Origin of the sequence: Pseudomonas sp. P9_35 (assembly GCF_034008205.1) — a bacterium.
Classification (GTDB): Bacteria; Pseudomonadota; Gammaproteobacteria; order Pseudomonadales; family Pseudomonadaceae; genus Aquipseudomonas; species Aquipseudomonas kilonensis.
The window spans coordinates 152146-173948 of the sequence record NZ_CP125373.1 but is presented as its reverse complement, the minus strand read 5'-3'; the positions used below and the strand labels follow the sequence as shown (position 1 = coordinate 173948).

At 62.6% G+C, this 21803-nt stretch carries 16 protein-coding genes; 13 read left to right on the top strand and 3 right to left on the bottom strand.

Annotated elements, in window-relative coordinates:
* Window positions 1-331: 331 nt before the first annotated feature.
* From QMK47_RS00705 to QMK47_RS00675, 7 genes are all read left to right on the top strand, one after another.
* Window positions 332-1969, top strand: a complete 1638-nt coding sequence (locus QMK47_RS00705; RefSeq protein WP_258690080.1) for a glycosyltransferase — start codon at window positions 332-334, stop codon at window positions 1967-1969.
* Window positions 1963-3255: a glycosyltransferase gene (locus tag QMK47_RS00700; protein ID WP_253470527.1), complete on the top strand. Its 1293-nt coding sequence runs from the start codon at window positions 1963-1965 to the stop codon at window positions 3253-3255. Before QMK47_RS00705 ends, QMK47_RS00700 begins: the two co-directional genes overlap by 7 nt.
* Entirely contained in the window at window positions 3252-4124 is an 873-nt protein-coding gene (locus tag QMK47_RS00695; RefSeq protein WP_253470525.1) for a class I SAM-dependent methyltransferase, read from the top strand. Before QMK47_RS00700 ends, QMK47_RS00695 begins: the two co-directional genes overlap by 4 nt.
* The gene (locus tag QMK47_RS00690) at window positions 4121-5275 is read left to right on the top strand and encodes an acyltransferase family protein (protein ID WP_214511101.1); all 1155 of its coding nucleotides are present in this window, start codon (window positions 4121-4123) and stop codon (window positions 5273-5275) included. The genes QMK47_RS00695 and QMK47_RS00690 overlap by 4 nt, the downstream gene beginning before the upstream one ends.
* Window positions 5269-6081, top strand: coding sequence for a class I SAM-dependent methyltransferase (locus tag QMK47_RS00685; protein WP_253470521.1), 813 nt, complete (start codon window positions 5269-5271; stop codon window positions 6079-6081). Before QMK47_RS00690 ends, QMK47_RS00685 begins: the two co-directional genes overlap by 7 nt.
* A gap of 161 nt (window positions 6082-6242) precedes the next feature.
* On the top strand, window positions 6243-7436 hold the full coding sequence (locus QMK47_RS00680; protein WP_253470519.1) for a DUF3142 domain-containing protein: 1194 nt from the start codon (window positions 6243-6245) through the stop codon (window positions 7434-7436).
* Window positions 7423-9573 carry a hypothetical protein gene (locus tag QMK47_RS00675; RefSeq protein ID WP_320389657.1) on the top strand — a complete coding sequence of 717 codons (2151 nt, stop codon included), beginning with the start codon at window positions 7423-7425 and terminating at the stop codon, window positions 9571-9573. The genes QMK47_RS00680 and QMK47_RS00675 overlap by 14 nt, the downstream gene beginning before the upstream one ends.
* A 135-nt stretch (window positions 9574-9708) precedes the next feature.
* Here the strand turns inward: QMK47_RS00675 and lpdA are convergent, their stop codons facing one another.
* A complete protein-coding gene (lpdA, locus tag QMK47_RS00670) occupies window positions 9709-11109 on the bottom strand; it encodes a dihydrolipoyl dehydrogenase (RefSeq protein WP_258690078.1) in 1401 nt (466 codons plus the stop codon).
* A gap of 221 nt (window positions 11110-11330) precedes the next feature.
* Between lpdA and QMK47_RS00665 the strand changes: the two genes are divergently transcribed.
* From QMK47_RS00665 to cfaB, 5 genes are all read left to right on the top strand, one after another.
* Window positions 11331-13292 carry a protease modulator HflK gene (locus tag QMK47_RS00665; RefSeq protein ID WP_320389656.1) on the top strand — a complete coding sequence of 654 codons (1962 nt, stop codon included), beginning with the start codon at window positions 11331-11333 and terminating at the stop codon, window positions 13290-13292.
* Window positions 13289-14329: a protease modulator HflC gene (gene hflC / locus QMK47_RS00660; protein WP_258690076.1), complete on the top strand. Its 1041-nt coding sequence runs from the start codon at window positions 13289-13291 to the stop codon at window positions 14327-14329. Before QMK47_RS00665 ends, hflC begins: the two co-directional genes overlap by 4 nt.
* Complete coding sequence (locus tag QMK47_RS00655) at window positions 14326-15378, top strand: protease modulator HflK (protein ID WP_320389655.1); 1053 nt, start codon at window positions 14326-14328, stop codon at window positions 15376-15378. Before hflC ends, QMK47_RS00655 begins: the two co-directional genes overlap by 4 nt.
* On the top strand, window positions 15375-17294 hold the full coding sequence (locus QMK47_RS00650) for a heavy metal translocating P-type ATPase (RefSeq protein WP_320389654.1): 1920 nt from the start codon (window positions 15375-15377) through the stop codon (window positions 17292-17294). Before QMK47_RS00655 ends, QMK47_RS00650 begins: the two co-directional genes overlap by 4 nt.
* Window positions 17295-17478: 184 nt before the next feature.
* Complete coding sequence (cfaB, locus tag QMK47_RS00645; RefSeq protein WP_253470505.1) at window positions 17479-18666, top strand: C17 cyclopropane fatty acid synthase CfaB; 1188 nt, start codon at window positions 17479-17481, stop codon at window positions 18664-18666.
* On the opposite strand, the gene cls is transcribed toward cfaB, so the two are convergent.
* Window positions 18663-20102, bottom strand: coding sequence for a cardiolipin synthase (gene cls / locus QMK47_RS00640; protein ID WP_214511091.1), 1440 nt, complete (start codon window positions 20100-20102; stop codon window positions 18663-18665). The two genes, cfaB and cls, sit on opposite strands and share 4 nt — an antisense overlap.
* A gap of 141 nt (window positions 20103-20243) precedes the next feature.
* On the opposite strand from cls, the gene QMK47_RS00635 reads away from it, so the two are divergent.
* The gene (locus QMK47_RS00635) at window positions 20244-20765 is read left to right on the top strand and encodes a DUF3617 domain-containing protein (protein WP_214511090.1); all 522 of its coding nucleotides are present in this window, start codon (window positions 20244-20246) and stop codon (window positions 20763-20765) included.
* Window positions 20766-20921: 156 nt separating this feature from the next.
* Here QMK47_RS00635 and QMK47_RS00630 read toward each other — a convergent pair whose 3' ends face one another.
* The gene (locus QMK47_RS00630; RefSeq protein ID WP_320389653.1) at window positions 20922-21797 is read right to left on the bottom strand and encodes a metal ABC transporter substrate-binding protein; all 876 of its coding nucleotides are present in this window, start codon (window positions 21795-21797) and stop codon (window positions 20922-20924) included.
* Between the last annotated feature and the right edge of the window lie 6 nt (window positions 21798-21803).

The window sequence follows — 21803 nt, the reverse complement described above, 5'->3', positions numbered from 1 at the left end:
GAAGCATTTGTTGTAGTTGTTTGGTTGCCAATCTGGGCCAATTTCAACGCAATTTCAACAGCGCAAACCGTGACCGGTCAGTTCTCATATTTATAGCTGGTTTATTCACGTCGAGCGGTTCACGAACCCTTGGTGGATGTGTTTAGAATGCCCCTCGTCACACTGTCCCAGGTTTCGATCTTCGAGATGAGCCCAGGGGCGGGACCACAAAAAAACAAGAACGAGACGGGTAGCAAGACGAACGACGCGTGGCGGCCCCGGGCCGGCTCGATGCGTGACTCGACCGTCATGAAGTGGGGCTGCCGGGACGGCGGTGCCATGATGGGATCCCATGAATTTCATTCTTTACTCGGACGTAAACGATCACTCCATCAGCCAGAGCCTCGGTCGCCCTGAGTACAGCTATTACTTCGTGCTCAAGGCCTATCGTCCCGTGCTGGAAAGCCTGGGGCCGGTGCATGTGGTGTCGTCGGTCGCCGAGGTCGATCCGCTTTACCAAACGTTGCAGGCGGCCGGGCAGGACTGCTTGTTTCTTTCGTTCTCACCTCCGCACAAGACGCCGCTGGGCCTGCTTTGTCCGATGGTCTGCGTGGTGGCCTGGGAGTTCGATTCGATCCCGGCCGAGCACTGGGACGACGACCTGCGCCATGACTGGAGCCGCACGCTGGCCCGTCATGGTCGGGTGATTACGCTGTCCAGCCACACGGCCGAGGCGATCCGTCGAACTTTGGGCGAAGACTTCCCGGTGTTGGTATTGCCCACGCCGCTGTGGGAGCGTTTCGCGGCGGTTCGTGAGCAACACCCAAGCTTGCCGGTGAACCCGGGAACGACCTTGCAGATCAAGGGCTGCATCATCGACAGCCGGCCTCTCGGGCTTTCGGCGGACGGCTTGATCGCGCCGATCTTCGAAGAGGCGTCGGAGCCCGAACCGGAGCCCGAACCCGAACCAATCATCGAGCCGCCGCCCCTGACTTGGCGGCGGCGGGCATTCATTTCCCGCCATTACCTGCGTGAAATGATTCGCGCGTTTACCGGCAAGAACGAGCAGGGCCCTGTGTGGCTGTTCAAGCACAACCTGGTGTGCTGGTATCGCGAAGCGGTCCGCGACTTGATACCGGTGCCGATACGCGTTGCGGTCAGCAGGATCCTGAGGGGGCCGGCACCGCCGCCGGTGATCGTAGAGACCACTCCAGAGCCTGTTCCAGAACCCATTCCAGAGCCAGCCTCACCGGAACATCCCCAGGCCGTCCTGCCGGACACCAGCCAGGTGGTGGAGACCGACGTCAGCGGGGTGGTGTACGTCAGCGTGTTCAACCCCGATGACGGTCGCAAGAACTGGCATCACTTGATCACCGCGTTCTGTTGGGCCCTGCGCGACGTCGAGGACGCCACGCTGGTACTGAAAATGACTCAGAACGACCTGTCGACCTACTACGTCGAGCTGCTGACGCTGCTGTCCCAGCTGTCGCCGTTCAGTTGCCGGGTGGTGGTGATGCACGGTTACCTGGAGGACGAACAATTCGCCCGGCTGTATGGCGCGGCGAGTTTCTACGTCAATGCGTCCCGCTGCGAAGGCCTGTGCCTGCCGTTGATGGAGTTCATGTCCTGCGCCCGCCCAGTCATCGCACCGGACCACACGGCGATGCGCGACTACATCGACGCCGAGGTGGCCTTCATCGTCAAGTCCAGCCGCGAACCGACCATCTGGCCGGAAGACTCGCGCATCTTGTACCGCACCCTGCGCCATCGGCCCGACTGGGGCTCATTGAAACTCGCCTACCAGCAGAGCTACGCCACGGCGAAGCACCAGCCGCAGGCCTACCAGGCCATGGCCGTTGCCGCGAACGAGCGGATGCGCCGCTATTGCGCGTTCACCCCGGTGCAGCAGCGCCTGGCGGATTTCCTGGCTGTGCCCGGTTGTGACGAAGGGCTGCCGCTGGTGCTCCAGGCAGGTACCGCCTCATGTTGATCATCATTTATTCGGAAACCAACCAGAGCAACATTCTGGAAAACCTCGGCAAGCCCGAGTACAGCTATTACTTCGTGCTCAAGGAGTTTCGCCCGGTGTTGGAGCGGCTGGGGCGGGTCGTCGAAGTGACTCGGCCTGACGACGAGGTCGATCAGCTGTACGCCGATTGCCTGGGGCGTGGCGAGGATTGCGTATTCCTGTCGTTCTCACCCCCTCATCGTACTGCTGCCCACTACGCTTGCCCGACAGTTGCGGTGTTCGCCTGGGAGTTCAGCACCATTCCTACCGAAAGCTGGCAGGGCGAGCCGCGGCACGACTGGCGGGTGGTCCTGGGCGCAACCGGCATGGCGATTACCCACTCCAGCTTCACCGTTAAAACCGTTCGTGAAGTGATGGGAGAGGACTTCCCCATCACTGCCATCGCGGCGCCGGTGTGGGACCGCTTTGCGGCGCGCGGCGCGGTGCTGGCCCAGCGGCCGACGGTGGAGCACATGCGCCTGCAATTGCGTGGCCTGTTGATCGACAGCCGCACCACCGACCTGCGGCCTTATGGTCCGCCGGCGCATCAGGCGGGTACGCCGCTGGTGCTGGACGGCCCGGCGCAGGATTGCGAGTTGCTCCTGGACGGTGTGATCTATACCTCCGTGTTCAATCCTTATGACGGCCGCAAGAACTGGAAGGACATGATCAGCGCATTTTGCGCGACGTTCCGCGACGTTTCCGACGCGACTCTAGTGCTCAAGCTGACGCATCACGACGTCACTGCCGCGCTCACCGACATGCTCCATCACGTTTACAAGAACCAGTCGTACCGCTGCCGCATCGTGCTGATACATGGATACCTGGCGGACGCGGATTACGAGCGGCTGGTGGAAGCCACCCGATACGTGGTCAACAGTTCCTATGGCGAAGGGCAGTGCCTGCCGTTGATGGAGTTCATGTCCTGCGGCCGTCCGGCGATTGCGCCGCTGAACACGGCGATGGCCGACTACATCGACCACGACAATGCGTTTGTGGTGGAGTCGACCGAGGAGTTGACCGCCTGGCCCCACGACCCCCGTGCCGCGTACCGGACCCTGCGTTATGTCACCGATTGGGACTCGCTGTGTTCGGCCTACCGCGCCAGTTATGACGTGGCCAAAAACGACCCCGAGCGTTATCGCCGCATGTCGGCCCACGCCGTGCGCAGCCTGGAGAAGTTCTGCAGCCAGGCCAACGCCGAGCAGCGTTTGCGGGTTTTTTTCGAAGCCATACCTGAGCGGCGCCGGAACGCGCAGGAGTCATGATCCGCCGATGGCTGGCCGGGCTCAGGCCTGCGGTGGAGCCTTCGCCACCGCCGGTGGTGGCCGTTTCGCCCCGGGATGCCGGCCTCTACGACGCGCTGCTCGACGGCTGGTTTTGCAGTGAAACCGGTGAATTGCTCAAAGGCTTTGCCATCACGGCCGACGACACCTTGCTGGATGTCGGCTGCGGCGAAGGCGTGGCGACCCTGTTTGCAATGCGCCAGGGTGCCTCCGTGATCTTTACCGACAGCGAACAAGACAAGGTGCGCGACCTGGCCCGCCAGGTCGAGGCCCAGGCCGGTGCGCCTTTCCTGGGCCTGGTCAGCAACAGCCTGCCGCTGCCCCTGGCCGATGGCTGTGCGAACAAGATCGTCTGCATGGAGGTGCTCGAGCATATCCATGAGCCGGAGCCGTTCATGGCTGAACTGGTGCGCATGGGCCGGCCAGGGGCGCAGTATTTGCTCAGCGTGCCGGCATCGGTGGGCGAGCATTTGCAGCAAGGCATCGCGCCGCCGGGCTACTTTCAAGCACCCAACCATGTGCAGATTTTCAGTGCCGAACGATTTGCCGCGCTGGTTGAGGAGGCCGGGCTGGTAATCGAGCATCGCCAGGCCAGCGGATTTTTCTGGGTCATGGGCATGATTTTCTTCTGGGCCAGCGAGCAGGCGGCTGGCCGGGACCTGGAAGGTGCGGTGCGCGACCGCATCCAGGCGCCGTATCCTGCGTTGATGGAGCGTTGGGCGAGCCTCTGGCAGGACCTGCTGACGCAACCTGACGGCCTGGCGATCAAGCAGGTGCTGGACCGGTTCATGCCCAAGAGCCAGGTCATCATCGCGCGTAAACCCGATCCTTTCTCCGGGAGCACTTCATGAGCAGCAAGCGGATCATGGACATCGAGCTGCTGCGCGCCGTTGCGGTGATGGGCGTGTTGTTCCATCACCTGCAAGGCATGCCGTTTCCTGGCGGATGGCCGGGCCTGGCAGCCCTGGCCGACAGCTTCCAACTGTGGTGGGGCGTGGATCTGTTCTTCGCGATATCCGGGTTCGTCATCGGACGCAGCCTGATCCCGCAATTGCGTCGCTGCGACAGCCCTCGGCAATTCTGGATCGTCACCCGGGATTTCTGGATTCGCCGGGCGTTTCGCCTGTTGCCGTCGGCTTGGCTCTGGCTGCTGCTGGTGCTGTTCGCGGTGTTCTTCCTGAACCGCTCCGGGGCGTTCGGCAGCGTGCAGGCCAACCTGCAGGCGACCCTGGCCGGTTTCCTGCAGTTCGCCAACCTGCGTTTTGCCGATGCGTTCATGCACTATGAATACGGCGCAAGCTTCGTGTACTGGACGCTTTCCTTGGAAGAGCAGTTCTATTTGATCCTGCCGCTGCTGGTGTTTGTCTCGCGCCGCTATCTGGTCTGGGTGCTATTGGCGGTGGTGCTGGTGCAGTTTTTCACCTGGCGGGCGCTGTGGCTGTCGGTGATCCGTACCGATGCCTTGGCGCTGGGTGTGTTGTTGTCGATCTGGAGCCTGCGGTCCAGCTACTGGCGGTTCGAGCCCACATGGTTGCGCCGCCCGCCCTTGGGGGTGCTGTTGGTGGTGGGCCTGGGCAGCGTGATGGCCTGGATCGCGACCGAGCACTTCAATTTGTCGTTCTACCGTCTCGGGGTCATTGCAGTGCTCAGTGCCGTGCTGGTCTGGGTGGCCTCGTATGATCGGGATTACCTGTTGCCTCGCAGCCGTTTTAAAACGGCGCTGACCTGGATGGGCAGTCGTTCCTATGGGATCTACCTGATCCACATCCCGGTGTTTTTCCTGTTGCGCGAGTTGTGGTTTCGTTTCGCCCCCTTGGGCTCGCCGGACCCGGCAAGCCATCCCTGGCTGGCCCTGGCTTGTGCCTTGTCGCTGATCGGGCTGTTGAGCGAACTCAACTACCGCTGGGTCGAAATGCCCATGCGCAATCGTGGCGCCCAACTGGTTGAACGCCTGGCCGCCGCCCGAACCGTCCTTCCTGTCTCTGGAGCCCCGTCATGCTGAGCCTTTTGAAGAAACTCACCACGGGCACGCCCGCGCCCGCTGAGCCGGTCGCCGACAAGGTCGACCCGTATATGCTCGGGCTGCACGATGCGATGCTCAGCGGCTGGTTCAACCAGCAAACCGGCGAACTGTTCACCGGGTTCCCGGTGACCCCTGAAGACACGCTGCTGGACGTGGGGTGCGGCGACGGCGGCAACGTGCATTTCTGTGCGATGCGCGGGGCGAAGATCATCATCGCCGACATCGACGCGGCCAAGGTCGAGGCCACTCGCCAGCGCTTGAGCGACACCCCCGCGCGCGAAGTCGAGTGCCACGTGACCGACTGCAACCCGCTGCCCATTGCCGACGCCACGGCCACGCGGGTGGTGTCCACCGAAGTCATCGAGCATGTCGACGACCCGGCGCAGTTCCTTGCCGAACTGGTACGGGTCGGCCAGCCCGGTGCGCTGTACCTGTTGAGCGTGCCGCACCCCAGCTCCGAAGACCTGCAAAAGGACATCGCCGCGCCGGAGTACTTCCGCAAGCCCAACCACATTCGCATCATCAGCGAAGAGCAGTTCAAGGCGATGGTCAGCGAGGCCGGGCTTACGGTGTTGAGCCACAGCCAATACGGTTTCTACTGGTCGATGTGGATGTTGTTGTTCTGGGAGGCCAAGGTCGATTTCAGCAACCCCGACCACCCATTGCTCAATCATTGGGCCGACACCTGGCAAACCGTGCTGAATTCACCGCGCGGTGCGCAAATCAAGCAGGCGCTGGACGCGGTGGTGGCCAAGAGTCAGGTGATTATTGCGCGTAAGCCTTGATGACGTTGGTAGACCTCAACCCTGAGGGAGCGAGCTTGCTCGCGATAGCATTGGTTCAGCCGCCTATAGATTGACTGATACACCGCTATCGCGAGCGAGCTCGCTCCCACAATGACGTGCACGGCGTTAATCTGCACATCTTTTGCGCGCGGTAAGGCTTCATGACTTTTCTTTTCCGGCTCTCCCTGGCCCTCGCCGTGTTGCTTTTGGCGGGCTGCGAACAACCGCCGCCCCCAGCCCTGGATCAACAGTTGTATATCTGGCAGCGTCAATGGACAAAGGCCCACGAGCCGGCGCTGCGCCAGAGCCAGGGCGATTTCTCCAGCCTGCGGGTGCTGGCGTTGCAGGCTTTTCCCGGAGCGGGCTGGAGCCGTGCGCGGATCGATCCGGCTTTGCTCAAGGCTGATGGCCGTCCGCTGATCGCTGTGATTCGCCTGGACGGGCAGCTCAAGGCTTTGGACCAGGACGAGGTGATCGCGCAGATCCAGCAGGTGCTGGGCGATTGGCAAGCCCAAGGCCTGACCCCGGTAGGGGTAGAAATCGACCACGATGCCGGTAACGCACGGTTGCCGGCTTATGAAAAGTTCCTCGGCCAACTGCGGCAAGCCCTGCCGGCCAATGTGCGGCTAAGTATTACCGCGCTACCGGCCTGGCTCGACAGCCCCGCCTTGCCGGGGTTGCTGGAAAGGGTGGACAGCAGCGTGCTGCAGGTCCACGCGGTGAGCGACCCAAGGCAGGGATTGTTCGATCCGAAACAGGCCCGGCACTGGGCGCAACGTTGGAGCGACGTCACCACACGGCCGTTTTATCTGGCCCTGCCGGCGTACGGCGTGGCGCTGCTGACCCAGGAGAGTGGCGTGCCGGTGGTGGAAAGCGAAGTGCCGATCGATCGCGGTGGCGAGCGTCGGGAGTTGCTGGCCGATCCGCAACAAGTGGCCGGGCTTGCGGCAGATTTGCGTGCCGATCCGCCGAAGCATCTCGCTGGGTTGATCTGGTTTCGCCTGCCGCTGGCCGGCGACCGACGGGCGTGGAGCCTGACCACGCTCGGCGCCGTCGCCCGGGGAGACAGCCTGGACAGTCGCCTGGCGTTGCAGTGGGGGGAACAGGGTGGTTTGTACGATATCCGCCTGGTTAACCAAGGCAATCTCGACAGCCCCTGGCCCCAGCGCCTGACGCTGGCTGTCGGCGCGTGTGACGGCGTCGATGCCTTGGCCGGTTATACGTTGCAACAAACCCCCGGACTGCTTACCTTCACCCGCATTCAGGAAGGCCGCTTGGCTGCTGGCAGCCAACGGGCAATCGGCTGGGCGCGCTGTACGAAAATTGACCAAGGAGGTTTCAATGTTTACCCGTAAGTGGCCTCGTCACCTACTGTGTCTGAGCCTTTGCCTGCCGCTGGGCCCAGCGCTGGCCTGCGGGCCGGATTTCCCGATGCGCCTGCTGGATAACCGCGCCCAGTCACTGGCCGAATTACCCGAAGGCAGCTTTCGCTTCGAGGTCAGCCGTCTCGGTCAGGCGATTGCCGGGCTCAAGCCGGCCACCGACGCGACACGCAATCCGGACTACAGCTATGACGACCCGCCGTCCTACGTTGAACAACGCAACCAGGCCGAGCAGATCGGCCTGACCCCGCCGCAGCAAGCGGTGGTGGAGCGCCTGCGGGCCCTGACCGATGTCGACCAGGTGGCAGCCGAAGCGGCCAACCTGCCTGATGAGCTGCGCCTGTATGCGATTGGCGCGGCGGCTTTCAACATCGGTGAGCATCAGCGCGCTGTGGAAGCGTTCCAGCAATTGCTGGCGTTACCGGCCGACCAACGTCGGTTGCGCAGCACATGGGCCGCGTATTCCCTCGGCCGGGCGTTGTTCGCCGTGAGCACCGAGGCCGGCAGCGGCGACCCTGTAGTCTTGCAGGACCAGGCGCGAGCGGCGTTTCGCCAGGCCCGCGAGTTGAGCATTGCCGGCTTCAGCGATCCGCTGGAACTGGGCATCGCCAGCCTTGGCGAAGAAGCCCGGGTGGCCTACACCGCTGACGATTGGGACAGTGCCATCGGCCTGTATGCGATCCAGAACCTGCAAGGCTCCCCGGTGGGCTACAGCTCGTTGCTGCAATTGGCCGGTGATTTGAGTGCCCAACCGGATGAGCGCTTGAGCGAGCTGCTCAAGTCCAAGGCGGTGCAGCGATTGGTCACCGCCTACCTGCTCAGCCGCGTCGGCTGGTGGGACGGTGAAGAACCCTCTGGCGAGAAAAGGCTGTTCGAACTGTTGCAAGCCAACGCCCGGGACAACCTGGACGATGCCGACCGTTTGGCGGCGGTGAGTTACCAGCACGGCGATTACGCCAGTGCCCAGGCTTTTGTGCAAAAGGCTGCCGACACCGGCCTGGCCTGGTGGGTGCGTGCCAAGCTGGCCTTGCGCGACGGCGACAAAGTGGCCGCAGCGGCGGCTTATGCCAAGGCTGCCCAGGCTTTCCCGAACGATGAATCCTGGGGCAGCCGGCGGACACCGGATTGGAACTTCGAGTCGGTGCAGCCCAAGTGCCGGGTCGAAGGTGAAAGCGCGATCCTGGCCTTGCAGCGCGGCGATTACCTGCAAGCCTTCGATCAGCTCTATCGCGGCCAGAGCAATTATTGGTACGACGCCGCCGCAGTCGCCGAGCGTGTGCTGACGGTGGATGAGCTCAAGCAGTACGTCGACGCCCAAGTCCCGGCACCACCGGCGTTGAGCCAGGAGGATCGGGACAACTACGTGCCGCTGCCGGTGGCTGCGAGCCTGCGCAATCTGCTGGGTCGTCGGTTGTTGAGGGAAGGGCGCTTTGATGAGGCACCGGCTTATTTCGATAACGCGGACCTGCAGAACAAGGCCCGCGCCTATGGGCAATTGCGCCAGGACGCGGAGTCCAAATGGTGGCCAACCCGACGGGCCGAGGCCTATTTCAATGCGTCCTGGATGGCGCGCAAATGGGGCATGGAGTTGCTCGGCTATGAGATGGCGCCGGATTACGCCAGCCTGGGCGGCAACTACAGCCTGGAACCGGTTGAGCTGAAGGTCGGGCCGCTGGTGGCCGAAGGCGAAGTGCAACGCCAGCAGGCCAGCGCGGCGCAGCCGGACGTGCGTTATCACTATCGGTTTGTCGCCACGGCGCTGGCGAGCCAGGCGGCGGATCATTTGCCGCATACCAGCCAGGCGTTTGCGGCGGTGTTGTGCAAAGCGGTGGGGTACAACTCCAGCCTTGAGGAGCAAAGCGCGCTGTATCAACGCTATGTGAAGGAAGGTCCGTATGTGGATTGGGCCGGGGATTTCGGTCATCAATGCCAGGAACCGGACTTCAGCAACGCGAACAAGCGCTACGTGACCCAGGCCTTGGACCCGATACGCTCGACGCTGCGACCTTACAAGGGTTGGCTGGAAGTGAGCGGGGCCGTGCTGCTGGTAGCGGTGGCGTTGGGGCTGATCAGCCGGCGCCGGCGCAAGGCGCGGATATCGGCCAGCTAAGCTGAATAACCCATTGTGGGAGCGAGCTTGCTCGCGATGAGGCCATTACATACGCCTTTGTAGCGTCTGCAATGCAGCCATCGCGAGCAAGCTCGCTCCCACAGGTGGGGGTGTTATCGCCAGTGGGGCGTGTCCCTACATCTGCGTCGCCATCCCCTCCACATTCATCGCCGCCTGGCGCAACGCCTCCGAGCGGGTAGGGTGTGGGTGGCAGGTCAGGGCGATGTCCTCGGCCGAGGCGCTGAACTCCATGGCCACGCAGTATTCACCGATCATCTCACTGACGCTCGGGCCTACCAGGTGCACGCCAAGGATCTCATCGGTGCGTTCATCGGCCAGGACCTTGGCGAACCCTTCGGTCTCATGGTTGATCTTGGCTCGGCTGTTGGCGGTGAAGGGGAACTTGCCGACCTTGTAGGCACGGCCTTCGGCCTTGAGCTGTTCCTCGGTCTTGCCGACGCTGGCCAGTTCCGGACGGGTGTAGATGACGCTGGGAATCAGCGCATAGTTGACCTCGGCGGCCTTGCCGGCGATCTGTTCGATGCAGACCATGGCTTCGTCCTCGGCCTTGTGGGCCAGCATCGGTCCGGACGTCACATCACCGATGACCCAGACGCCGGGCGCTTCGGTCCGGTGATGCTGGTTGGCGAGCATGCCGCGTTTGTCGGTGCTCAGCCCGACGTTCTCCAGCCCCAACCCTTGCGTGTAAGGCCGACGACCGATGGCGACCAGTACGTAATCGGCGTCCAGGGTCTGTGCTTCGCCGCCCGCCGCCGGCTCTATCTGCAGTTGCACGCCGCTGGCCGAGGGAATGGCTCCGGTGACCTTCGAACTCAACTTGAACTGGATGCCCTGTTTACCCAGGGCCCGTTGCAGGGTCTTGCCCGCTTCGCCGTCCACCCCCGGGCAGATGCGATCGAGGTATTCCACCACGGTCACCTGGGCACCCAGGCGCCGCCAGACCGAACCCAATTCGAGGCCGATGACGCCGGCGCCAATCACCACCAGATGCCGGGGCACCTCACTCAGGGACAAGGCGCCGGTGGAATCGAGGATGCGCTGGTTATCGATGGTCACGCCTGGCAGGGGCATGGGTTCCGAGCCGGTGGCGATGACGATGTCCTTGGCGCTGAGTTCGGTCTTGGCGCCATCGTCGCCGGTAACGGTCACCTTGCCGGGCCCGTCGATGTGGCCCCAGCCTTTGATCCAGTCGACCTTGTTCTTGCGAAACAGGAACTCGATGCCCTTGGTCAGGCCGGCCACGCTTTCGTCCTTCTGCTTCATCATTTGCGCAAGGTTGAGGGTGGGGCTGACTTCAATGCCCAGGTTGGCGAATTCCGCTCCCGTGGCGGCTTCGTACAGCTCCGAGGCATGCAGCAAGGCCTTGGAGGGCATGCAGCCGACGTTCAGACAGGTGCCGCCCAGGGTGGCTCGGCCTTCGACACAGGCGGCTTTCAACCCCAACTGCCCGGCCCGAATCGCCGCGTTATACCCGCCGGGCCCGCCGCCCAGAATGATCACGTCGTAGTTGCTCATTGCTGTTCTCCCGCTTGGCCTGATAAAAAATTATGTACGTAATATGAGCGTTTCCAGAGATTTCGGTCAAGGCTTAAGTCAAGAGGCCGGCGCAGGCCTTGGCATGAAGAATTCAAAACGGAAATTTCACAGGAATCGTTATAAGGTAACGGCATATAACGAAGCGTCGGTGGCATCTGTCCACGGGCCCAGATTTTGATCGCCACGAGTGCTGGGGTGGTATGCAAGTCGATCTTGATGTCGAGGGGGCACAGGTGGCCGAATGGCCGCGTTTTCAGCGCGCGTCGTTTCAGGGGCGCCGTTTGAAGCAGATCGCCTTCGGCCTGGGAAGCGCGGCGGGCTTGGGCTTGGTATTGGCGTTTTTTATCGGGGTGTTTTCGCCACACTCGCTATGGCCGGTTTTGCTGGTCAGCCAAGGCGCGGGACTCTTGGTGCTGGTGGCGGGTTTGCAATCGGCCTGGTGGGTCACGCAATGGCGTAGCAGCGCGCTGCTGCCAGCTGTGGATAACCTGCCTGCGGAAAACGAGCCTATTGATAACCTGGGTTGGTATGAGCGGCTGCTGGAGCGAATTGGCGCTCGCGGAGTCGGCCTGCTGAAACAGATCGGTGCGCCTGCGTTGTGGTTGGCCGGGTGGTCAGTGCTGGTATTGCTGGGCCTGGAGCAAGCCTGGAATTTGCAACTGCCGGCTGCGGCCCTCGGTGTCTCGGCCAGTGTGGGGGCGGTGTTGTCGTTGTTGTTGGCGTTCGGGCTACTGGTATTCGAGCGGCAATTGGCCCAGCAATCTCCCGTGGAATGGCCGGAAGCGCCGTCGCTGGCGCAACTGACGCGGGTGACGATCATCGTGCTGGTGCTCGGCGCCTTGTGCTTGTTGTTCGCCGCAGAAACGTCCATCTGGCCGATGCGCCTGGCCGTGCTGATGGGGCTGTTGCCGGGCGTGGTGGCGGCCGAGTTTTTGCTGCGTGCGGTGCTGTCGTTATTCATCCCGCGCCGGGACGCCCTGGAACCGACGCTGCTGGGCCGCAGTGTCATCGCCGATCTGCTGCGCTGGCCGCCGCAACCGTTGCTGGCCTTGCAACATGAACTGCACAACCGTTTTGGCATCGACCTGCGCCAGATCTGGGCCTTCAGCTACATGCGCCGGGCTTTTTTGCCGGTGTTGGCACTGGTGGTGCTGGTGGGCTGGTTGTTGACGGGCGTGCACGAAGTGCCGCTGCAGGGGCGTGGCATCTATGAGCGCTTTGGCAAACCGGTGGAGGTGTTCGGCCCTGGCTTGCATGTCGCGTTGCCTTGGCCGTGGGGCAGGGTGCTCAACGTCGAGAATGGTGTTGTGCATGAACTGGCGACTAGCGTCGCGGAGAGTCGGGCAGTGGTCGAGGCTGAACCGGCGGAGGGACCGGCGCCGGCAATCGCCAATCGGTTGTGGGACGCCAGCCATGTGAACGACAAGTCCCAGGTCATTGCCAGTCGTCGTGCCGACCAGCAGAGCTTCCAGATCGTCAACATGGACGTGCGCTTTGTCTACCGCATCGGCCTGACCGACGCCGCGGCGTTGGCGGCGACCTACAACAGCGCCGATGTGCCGACGCTGATCCGCAGCACCGCCAGCCGCATCCTGGTGCATGAGTTTGCGTCGCGCACGCTGGATGGTTTGCTGGGCGCGGACCGTGTCAGCCTCGCCGACGAAATCGGTCGCGCCGTCCAGGCTGATTTGCAATCGCTCGATAGCGGTGTGGAAATCCTGGCGACGGTTGTGGAGGCGATTCATCCACCGGCTGGTGCGGCCAATGCCTACCACGGCGTGCAGGCGGCGCAGATCGGCGCGCAGGCATTGATCGCCCGAGAGCGCGGCGCGGCGGCGGAACAGACCAACCAGGCGCAATTGCAAGCCAGCGTCGCCCATGACCAAGCCACGGCCACCGCCCGGGAAATCAACGCGACTGCCCAGGCCGCTGACCTGCGCTTCAGTGCCGACCGCAAAGCCTACGCCACGGCGGGGCACGCTTTTGTGCTGGAGCATTACCTGGGTCAACTCAGCCAGGGCCTCGCCAATGCCCGGTTGCTGATTCTCGATCATCGCCTGGGCGGCAGCGGCAACGCGCCGACCATCGATTTGCGTACCTTCACGCTGCCGGCAGACCCCGCGTCGCCGCGTAACCCTGTCCCGCCAGGAGCTGCCCATTGAGCCAGTCCTCTTCACACGATCACCACGACCACGCCGGTCACGATCACGGCCATGCCGGTCATCACCATGGTCATCATCACCACCATCATGGCGATCCGCAGCAGGCCGGTCCGTTCCCGTGGCGGCGGATGGGTTGGGCGGCGTTGCTGGTGGCGTTTGCCATTGCGGCCGCAAGCCTGGTGCAAGTGCGCTCGGGGGAGGCCACGGTCATCACTCGTTTCGGTAATCCGGCGCGGGTGCTGCTGCAACCTGGCTTGGGTTGGCGCTGGCCGGCGCCGTTCGAGGCGGCGATCCCGGTGGACCTGCGGTTGCGCACCACGTCCAGCGGCTTGCAGGATGTCGGCACCCGTGATGGCCTGCGGATCATCGTCCAGGCCTACGTGGCGTGGCAGGTGCAGGGTGACCCGGAAAACGTGCAGCGTTTCATGCGCGCGGTGCAGAACCAACCGGACGAAGCCGCACGGCAGATTCGCACCTTCGTCGGCTCGGCGCTGGAAACCACCGCCGCCAGTTTTGACCTGGCGAACCTGGTCAACACCGACGCCAGCCAAGTGCGCATCGCCGATTTCGAAGCTCAGCTGCGTCAGCAGATCGATCAACAGTTGCTCACCACTTATGGCGTGCGCGTGTTGCAAGTTGGCGTTGAGCGCCTGACCTTGCCCTCGGTGACGCTGACGGCGACGGTGGATCGCATGCGTGCCGAGCGTGAGACCATCGCCACCGAACGCACCGCCATCGGCAAGCGCGAAGCGGCACAGATTCGTTCCGCCGCAGAACGTGATGCGCGAGTCTTGCAAGCCGATGCCACGGTGAAAGCTGCGGATATCGAAGCACAGTCGCGGGTAGAAGCGGCCGAGATCTATGGCCGGGCATACGCGGGCTCCCCGCAGCTCTACAACCTGCTCCGTTCGTTGGACACCTTGGGCACCATTGTCAGCCCAGGTACGAAGCTGATTTTGCGCACCGATGCGGCGCCATTCCGTGTCCTGGTGGACGGTCCAATTTCCGTGGACGGCAAAGGTGGAACACAGCCATGAGTTTGGTTCCACGTGGAACAAACGAGTTATCCAGTCCGTGGATCCAGGCCGGACGCCTGGCGTTTCTTGCGCTTTACGCCGTCACGGTGCTGGCGGCGTTGGCCTGGGTCTTTTCCAACGTGCGGCAGATCGATCCGCAGAATCGTGCGGTGGTGCTGCACTTTGGCGCCTTGGATCGCATTCAGAATGCCGGCCTCTTGTTGGCGTGGCCTCGTCCTGTGGAACAAGTGGTCTTGCTGCCCGCTGCGGATCGGGTGCTTGAGCGGCGTGTGGAAAATCTGCTGCGCTCGGATGAGGCCCTGCAAGCCGATCGTGTTGCCAGTTTCGCCACGCCGGTCAGCGATGCGTTGGCCGGCTCTGGTTATTTATTGACCGGTGATGCCGGCGTGGTGCAACTGGATGTACGGGTGTTCTACAAAGTCACCGACCCTTATTCCTTCGTCTTGCAAGGTGAACATGTCCTGCCGGCATTGGACCGGTTGGCGACCCGCAGTGCCGTGGCCCTGACTGCAGCCCGGGACCTGGACACCATTCTGGTGGCTCGCCCCGAACTGATGGGCAGCGACAACCAGGCGGCCGAACGCCGCGAACGCTTGCGTGGCGATCTGGTGCAGGGGCTTAACCGACGCCTGGCTGACCTGGCAGCGACGGGGCAGGGGTTGGGCATCGAAGTGGTGCGGGTCGATGTGCAATCGAGTTTGCCGGGACCGGCGGTCAGTGCCTTCAACGCGGTGCTGACGGCCAGCCAGCAGGCCGATAAAGCCGTGGCCAACGCGCGCACCGAAGCCGAAAAGCTCACCCAGGCCGCCCGCCAAGACGCCGACCGTGCCGTGCAAGTCGCCCATGCCCAGGCCAGCGAACGACTCGCCAAGGCTTCGGCCGACACGGCCACGGTGCTCGGCTTGGCGAAGACCCAAGGCAGCGATCCGCAAATGTTGCTGCGCCTGTATCGCGAACGCATGCCTGCCATCCTTCGCCAGGCCGGTTCAGTGACCACGGTAGATCCGAAAGACGATTCCCGCCTGATCATCCAGGGAGCCGGACAATGACCGCCCAAACCAGCGCTGCACCGATGTTGTCCTCGACGGAACAACGCATCGCCGCCCGACAACTGACCTTGGCGATGCTCGCCCTCGGCTTGCTCGCGTTGGGCCTGGTATGGCGCGGTTGGTCGCCGGAGCAGAGCGGTGTCAGCCAACTGCTGTTGGGGTTCGCCTCGCTGTTGGTGGCGGTGCCGGTGATGCGTTCGGCCTGGTACAGCTTGCGTTACCCAAGCCTGCACGGGATTACCGACCAACTCATCGCCCTGGCGATGCTCGGTGCCTGGGCCACCGGCGATCTGCTGACGGCAGCGTTGTTGCCGATCATCATGATCTTCGGGCATGTGCTGGAAGAGCGCAGCGTCATTGGCTCCCAGGAGGCGATCCATGCCCTTGGCCAACTGACCCGCAGCCAAGGTCGCAAGGTGCAGGCCGACGGTTCGATCATCGATGTCGACAACGCGACACTCCAGCCCGGCGATGTCGTGGAGGTGCGCGCTGGCGATCGGGTGCCGGCCGATGGTCGGGTGTTATCCGGCCAGGCCAGCCTCGACACCGCGCCCATCACGGGTGAGTCGGTGCCGTTGGAGGCTGTGGTCGGTACTGATGTCTTTGGTGGCGCGATCAACCTGGATGGCCTGCTGCGCCTGGAAGTGACCCGGACCGGCGAAGAATCAACCCTGGGCAAAGTCATCGCCCTGATGCAAAACGCCGAACGCTCCAAGCCACCCATCACTCGCCTGCTGGAACGCTACGCCGGCAGTTACCTGGTACTGGTGTTGTTGCTGGCGGCGGTGACTTGGTTCGTGACCAACGATGCCCAGGCGATGCTGGCGGTATTGGTCGCCGCCTGCCCTTGTGCGTTGGTGCTGTCGGCGCCGGCCACCGCCATTGCCGGGATCGCGGTGGCGGCGCGCCACGGGATCCTGATCCGCAGCTCGGCCTTCCTGGAAGAACTGGCGGACCTGACGTCGTTGGTTGTCGATAAGACCGGTACTCTGACGTACGGCGTCCTGCGTCTGCAATCCATCGAACATGCCCAGGATGCTCATGCATCGTTCCTGCTGCCTTTGGCTGCCAGCCTCGGTTCGGCCAGCAGTCATCCGGTCAGTCGTGCGTTGGCGGGGCTGGTGGAACAGGAAGATTGCCTGGCGCTGACGGACATCCATGAGCGCCAGGGGTTGGGGGTGGTCGCGATGACCGCCCAGGGCGAAGCGGCGCTCGGGCGGCCGGAGTTGTTTGCACAACTGGGCATTCAAACGTCAGCGGTCCCGGAGCACGACGGCCCGATTGCCGGCCTGGCCCTGGACGGGCAGTTCCTCGCCTGGCTGTTGCTGGCCGACAGCGTCAAGCCGGAGGCGCGGGTTGCCATGGCCGAGCTGCGCGAGCTGGGCCTGGGACGTCAGTTGCTGTTGACCGGCGACCGCCAGAGCGTGGCCACGACGCTGGCCCGGGATGTCGGCATCGGCGACTTGCAAGCCCAGGCCCTCCCTGAAGACAAACTCAAACGGGTCATGGCCGAAATCGACCATGGGTTCCGCCCCATGGTGGTGGGCGATGGCATCAACGACTCCCTGGCGCTCAAGGCCGGGGTGGTCGGCGTTGCAATGGGCGCAGGCGGTGCCGACATCGCCCTGGCGTCGGCAGACATCGTGCTGATCGGCAGTGACCTGCGCCGCCTTGGCACCTGCGTGCGCTTGAGCCGCCAATGCAGGCGCACATTGCAGGTCAACGTGATCATTGGCCTGGGCTGGACGCTGGCAATCGTCGCCTTTGCCGCCTTCGGCTGGCTCGGCGCGGCGGGGGCGATGATCGCCGCGCTGCTGCACAATCTCAGTACCCTGCTAGTGTTAGGTAATGCAGGGCGATTGCTGCGGTTCCAGGAGCCACTCCTGAAAATCCAAGCGAAGGGAACCGTTGGATAACCCTTGGCGAACTGTGCGTCACCCTTGCAGTCTCTGTTGAAGAGGGCGCACCCATACTGGCAGTACCCGGCACAAGGAGTGAATTTGGGACGGTGATAGAGAAAGGCTATAAATTCGATAGCCTGCTATTTTTCTATGATGGTCTACCCTCATTTTCAGACGTCTGAAATAAGGGGGATTTTTCATGCTCGCGCAACTTCCACCGGCCTTACAGAATCTGCATCTACCGCTTCGGCTGCGGCTCTGGGATGGCCATGAATTTTCACTGGGTGACGACCCCAGTGTCACGATCGTGGTCAAGGACCCACAAATGGTCGCGCAATTCACCCATCCCAGCCTGGATGCGCTAGGAGCGGCCTTCGTCGAAGGCAAACTGGAACTCGAAGGTTCGATTCACGAAGTCATTCGTGTCTGCGATGAATGGAGCCAGGCCTTGATCGAGGATGACGCCGACAACCAGCCGGTTCGCTCGCTCCACGACAAGGAAACCGACGCCAAGGCGATTTCCTATCACTACGATCTTTCCAACGCGTTCTATCAGCTGTGGCTCGACAGCGACATGGCCTATTCCTGTGCCTATTTCGAGACGGGCAGTGAAACCCTCGAACAGGCCCAGCAAGCAAAATTCCGCCACTTGTGCCGCAAGCTGCGATTGCAGCCGGGTGACTATTTGCTGGATGTCGGTTGCGGGTGGGGCGGTCTGGCGCGTTACGCCGCGCGGGAGTTTGGTGCCAAAGTCTTCGGGATTACCCTGAGCAAGGCGCAGCTGGCACTGGCTCGGGAACGGGTCAAGGCCGAAGGCCTGGAGGATCTGGTCGAGTTGCAATTGCTGGACTACCGCGACCTGCCCCAGGACGGTCGCTTCGACAAAGTGGTCAGCGTCGGCATGTTCGAGCATGTTGGCCACGCCAACCTCGAGCAGTACTGCAAGACGTTGTTCGGCGCGGTGCGGGAGGGCGGGTTGGTGATGAACCATGGCATCACCGCCAAGCACACCGACGGTCGTCCGGTCGGTCGTGGCGCCGGTGAATTCATCGAGAAGTATGTATTCCCCAACGGCGAGCTGCCGCACCTGTCGATGATCTCTGCCGAGATCAGCGAAGCGGGGCTGGAGATCGTCGACGTGGAAAGCCTGCGCCTGCATTACGCGCGCACGCTCGATCACTGGAGTGAACGCTTGGAGGACAATCTCGAGGCCGCCGCGAAGGAAGTACCGGAACAGGCGTTGCGGATCTGGCGTCTGTACCTGGCCGGCTGTGCCTACGCGTTCGCCAAGGGCTGGATCAATTTGCACCAGATCCTGGCGGTGAAGGCCCACGCCGACGGTAGCCATGAGTTGCCCTGGACCCGCGACGACATCTACACGCCTTAGAGAATCGGGGAAATAAGCCGGGCGATCCGCATGCCGATCTTCTGCAGGCGGTGGGTCTCCCGGCTTTCCTGTTTGTCGATTTCCACGGCTTGGGCGAAGTCCTGCTCAAGCATCTGCTCGACCTCGGTGGCAAACGGGATATCCACCGTGAGCAGCATGACTTCGAAATTCAGGCGGAACGAACGGTTGTCCAGGTTCGCACTGCCGATGGCGCTGATTTCCCGGTCGATCAGCACCACTTTCTGATGCAGGAAACCCGGCGCGTAACGGAACATCCGCACACCGGCCCGCACCGCTTCAAACGCATACAGGCTGGACGCGGCGTAGACGATCTTGTGGTCCGGCCGCGAGGGCAGCAGGATGCGCACGTCCACCCCGCGCAGCACCGCCAGGCGCAAGGCCGCGAACACCGCTTCGTCAGGGATGAAGTAAGGCGTTGTGATCCAGACTCGCTCGCTGGCCGCATGGATAGCTTCGACGAAAAACAGCGAACAGGTTTCGTAGGCATCGGCCGGGCCGCTGGTCAGCAACTGGCAGAGCACACCGTCGTCCGGGTAGGTGTCTGGCAGGATCAGCGGTGGCAGCGAACGGGCCGCCCAGAACCAGTCCTCGGCAAACGACTCTTGCATACTCCCCACCACCGGGCCGCAGACTTCGACATGGGTGTCGCGCCACGGCGCCAGGGGCGGCTTTTCGCCCATGTATTCATCGCCCACGTTGTGCCCGCCAACGAAGCCTAGAACGCCATCCACCGCCACGATCTTGCGGTGGTTGCGAAAGTTGACCTGGAACCGATTGAGCCAGCCGCTGCGGGTGGCGAAGGCTTTCACGTGGACACCACCGTCGCGCAGCGCCTGGACGTAGCGGTGGGGCAGGGAGTGGCTGCCAATGCGGTCGTAAAGCAGATACACCGCCACGCCTTCGGCGGCTTTTTTCAGAAGCAGTGTCTGCAGGCGTAGGCCGAGGCGGTCGTCGTGGATGATGAAAAATTGAATCAGCACGGCCTGCCGTGCGTTATCAATGGCCTGGAAGATTGCCTCGAACGTGGCCTGCCCATTGACGAGCAAACGCACCTGATTGTTCGCCAGGCACGGTGTGCGCCCCAGCTTGGGCATGGCCCGTAGCGAGTCGTAGGCCTGGGAGGCACGGGCGGTCAAAGCTTCTTCAACCCACGGCCGCCAGTTCAGCTCGGAGATCGCCTTGCGCATCTCTTCGTTGGCTTGTCGGCGCGCCTTGATGTAGCCATCAAAGGTGCTGCGCCCGAAAACCAGGTAAGGGATCAACGTCAGGTAGGGAATGAACAGCAGCGACAGGGCCCAGGCAATCGAGCCTTGGGCCGTGCGCACCGTCAATACAGCGTGGACGGCGGCAATGGAACCCAGGGTGTGGAGCAGCGCGATCAGGTAACCGAAAACATGCGGGCCGAAATAATCCATGGGGCATTCTTGCTCCGGAAGTTTCAATGCTTAACAGACCATGTTCCATGGCGAATGTCGCTATTTAATTCACTCGTCCCGGGCCTGAACCGAAGCCTGTGGGCGGCGTCTAACGGCCACTTGTCCTCTGGAGTTTATGCAATGAATGTTCGTCTGCTGGGTGTGGCCTTGGCAATGGGGTTGTCGGTTCCGATGGCGGCTCAGGCGCAGATGCTCCAGCCGGGTTTATGGGAGCTGACCACCAGCAACATGAAGGTCGATAACCAGAACCTGCCGGACCTGCAACTGATCCTGGGCCAGGTGCAGAACCAGATGACGCCGGAGCAACGGGCGATGCTGGAAAAGCAGGGCATCACCATGGGCGGTAAAGGCATCCGTGTCTGCCTGACCCCGGCTCAGGTGCAAACCAATGACATTCCGCTGCAAGACCCGCAATCGGGTTGCAAGCAGCAGATCACCGAGCGTACCGGCAATCAGTGGAAGTTTCGCTTCAGTTGCCCGAAAGCCCAGGGCAATGGCGTCGCGACGTTCCAGAGCGATCGTGAATTCACCACCAAGGTCAACGGCACGTTCAATGCCACCGGCATCCAGCAGAACGGCAGCCTCGACACGCGCGCGGTATGGCTGGGGCAGGAGTGCGGGACGGTCAAGCCGAGGGCTTGAATCGGGTATGAGGTAATCTCTTGGTGAACCTGTGGGAGCAAAGCTTGCTCGCGATGCGGGCAACTTGGTCAACCGCCAAGCGCGTTATCGTTCATCGCGGGCAAGCCTTGCTCCCACAAGTGCTCGATCAGGGCAAGCCTTGCCACAAGTGCTTGATCAAGGCCGACTCAGCGCCTCATACAACGTATTGAGGTTGTATTCGAAAAGACCAGTAAAAGTGCTGGCCGGTCCGCTAGTGGCGAGTGCATCGGAGTACAGCGTACCGCCGATGTGCGCGCCGCTCTCGTCGGCGATCTGCTTGAGCAGGCGTGCGTCCTTGATGTTTTCCATGAACACCGCTTTGACCTTCGCCTGACGGATCTGGGTAATCAGTGCCGCGACTTCTGCCGCCGACGGTTCACGCTCTGTGGATAAGCCCTGGGGCGCCATGAACTCGATGCCATAGGCTTGGCCCAGGTAACCGAATGCATCGTGGGAGGTCACGATCTTGCGATTGCCGGCAGGCAATGCACCGAGCTTGGCCCTGGCTTCGGCGAGCAGGGCATAGATTTTCTTCAGGTACGCCTGGCTGTTGCGTTCGTAGTCGGCCTTGTTGGCCGGGTCGGCAGCTTCCAATGCCTTGGTGATGTTGCTGACATACAGCTCGGCGTTCGCCAGGTTGTGCCAGGCGTGCGGGTCGGGGATGGTCTCGCCATCCTCATCCAGTGAACGCGGAATGACGCCGCGGCTGGCGCTGACCACCGGGGCAGTGGTTTCAGTGCTGGTCACCAGGCGATCCAACCATGGCTCGAAGCCCAGTCCGTTCTTGATGATCAGTTTTGCCTTGAGCAATGCCTTGGCGTCGTCTGGCGTGGGTTCGTAAGTGTGTGCGTCGGCGTCCGGCCCGACCATGTTGGTGATTTCGATATGCTCACCGCCGACCTGTCGGGTCATGTCGGCGAGGATGCTGAAGCTGGTCACCACCTGGAGCTTTTCGGCGGCGGACAGGGACATGGACAGCATCAGACTGAATAGCACGAGCAGTACGCGCATCGGGAA

Coding starts and splice junctions, on each gene's coding strand:
- QMK47_RS00705 (WP_258690080.1), top strand. CDS start 332: ATGAATTTCATTCTTTACTCGGACGTAAACGATCACTCCATCAGCCAG.
- QMK47_RS00700 (WP_253470527.1), top strand. CDS start 1,963: ATGTTGATCATCATTTATTCGGAAACCAACCAGAGCAACATTCTGGAA.
- QMK47_RS00695 (WP_253470525.1), top strand. CDS start 3,252: ATGATCCGCCGATGGCTGGCCGGGCTCAGGCCTGCGGTGGAGCCTTCG.
- QMK47_RS00690 (WP_214511101.1), top strand. CDS start 4,121: ATGAGCAGCAAGCGGATCATGGACATCGAGCTGCTGCGCGCCGTTGCG.
- QMK47_RS00685 (WP_253470521.1), top strand. CDS start 5,269: ATGCTGAGCCTTTTGAAGAAACTCACCACGGGCACGCCCGCGCCCGCT.
- QMK47_RS00680 (WP_253470519.1), top strand. CDS start 6,243: ATGACTTTTCTTTTCCGGCTCTCCCTGGCCCTCGCCGTGTTGCTTTTG.
- QMK47_RS00675 (WP_320389657.1), top strand. CDS start 7,423: ATGTTTACCCGTAAGTGGCCTCGTCACCTACTGTGTCTGAGCCTTTGC.
- lpdA (WP_258690078.1), bottom strand. CDS start 11,109: ATGAGCAACTACGACGTGATCATTCTGGGCGGCGGGCCCGGCGGGTAT.
- QMK47_RS00665 (WP_320389656.1), top strand. CDS start 11,331: ATGCAAGTCGATCTTGATGTCGAGGGGGCACAGGTGGCCGAATGGCCG.
- QMK47_RS00655 (WP_320389655.1), top strand. CDS start 14,326: ATGAGTTTGGTTCCACGTGGAACAAACGAGTTATCCAGTCCGTGGATC.
- QMK47_RS00650 (WP_320389654.1), top strand. CDS start 15,375: ATGACCGCCCAAACCAGCGCTGCACCGATGTTGTCCTCGACGGAACAA.
- cfaB (WP_253470505.1), top strand. CDS start 17,479: ATGCTCGCGCAACTTCCACCGGCCTTACAGAATCTGCATCTACCGCTT.
- cls (WP_214511091.1), bottom strand. CDS start 20,102: ATGGATTATTTCGGCCCGCATGTTTTCGGTTACCTGATCGCGCTGCTC.
- QMK47_RS00635 (WP_214511090.1), top strand. CDS start 20,244: ATGAATGTTCGTCTGCTGGGTGTGGCCTTGGCAATGGGGTTGTCGGTT.
- QMK47_RS00630 (WP_320389653.1), bottom strand. CDS start 21,797: ATGCGCGTACTGCTCGTGCTATTCAGTCTGATGCTGTCCATGTCCCTG.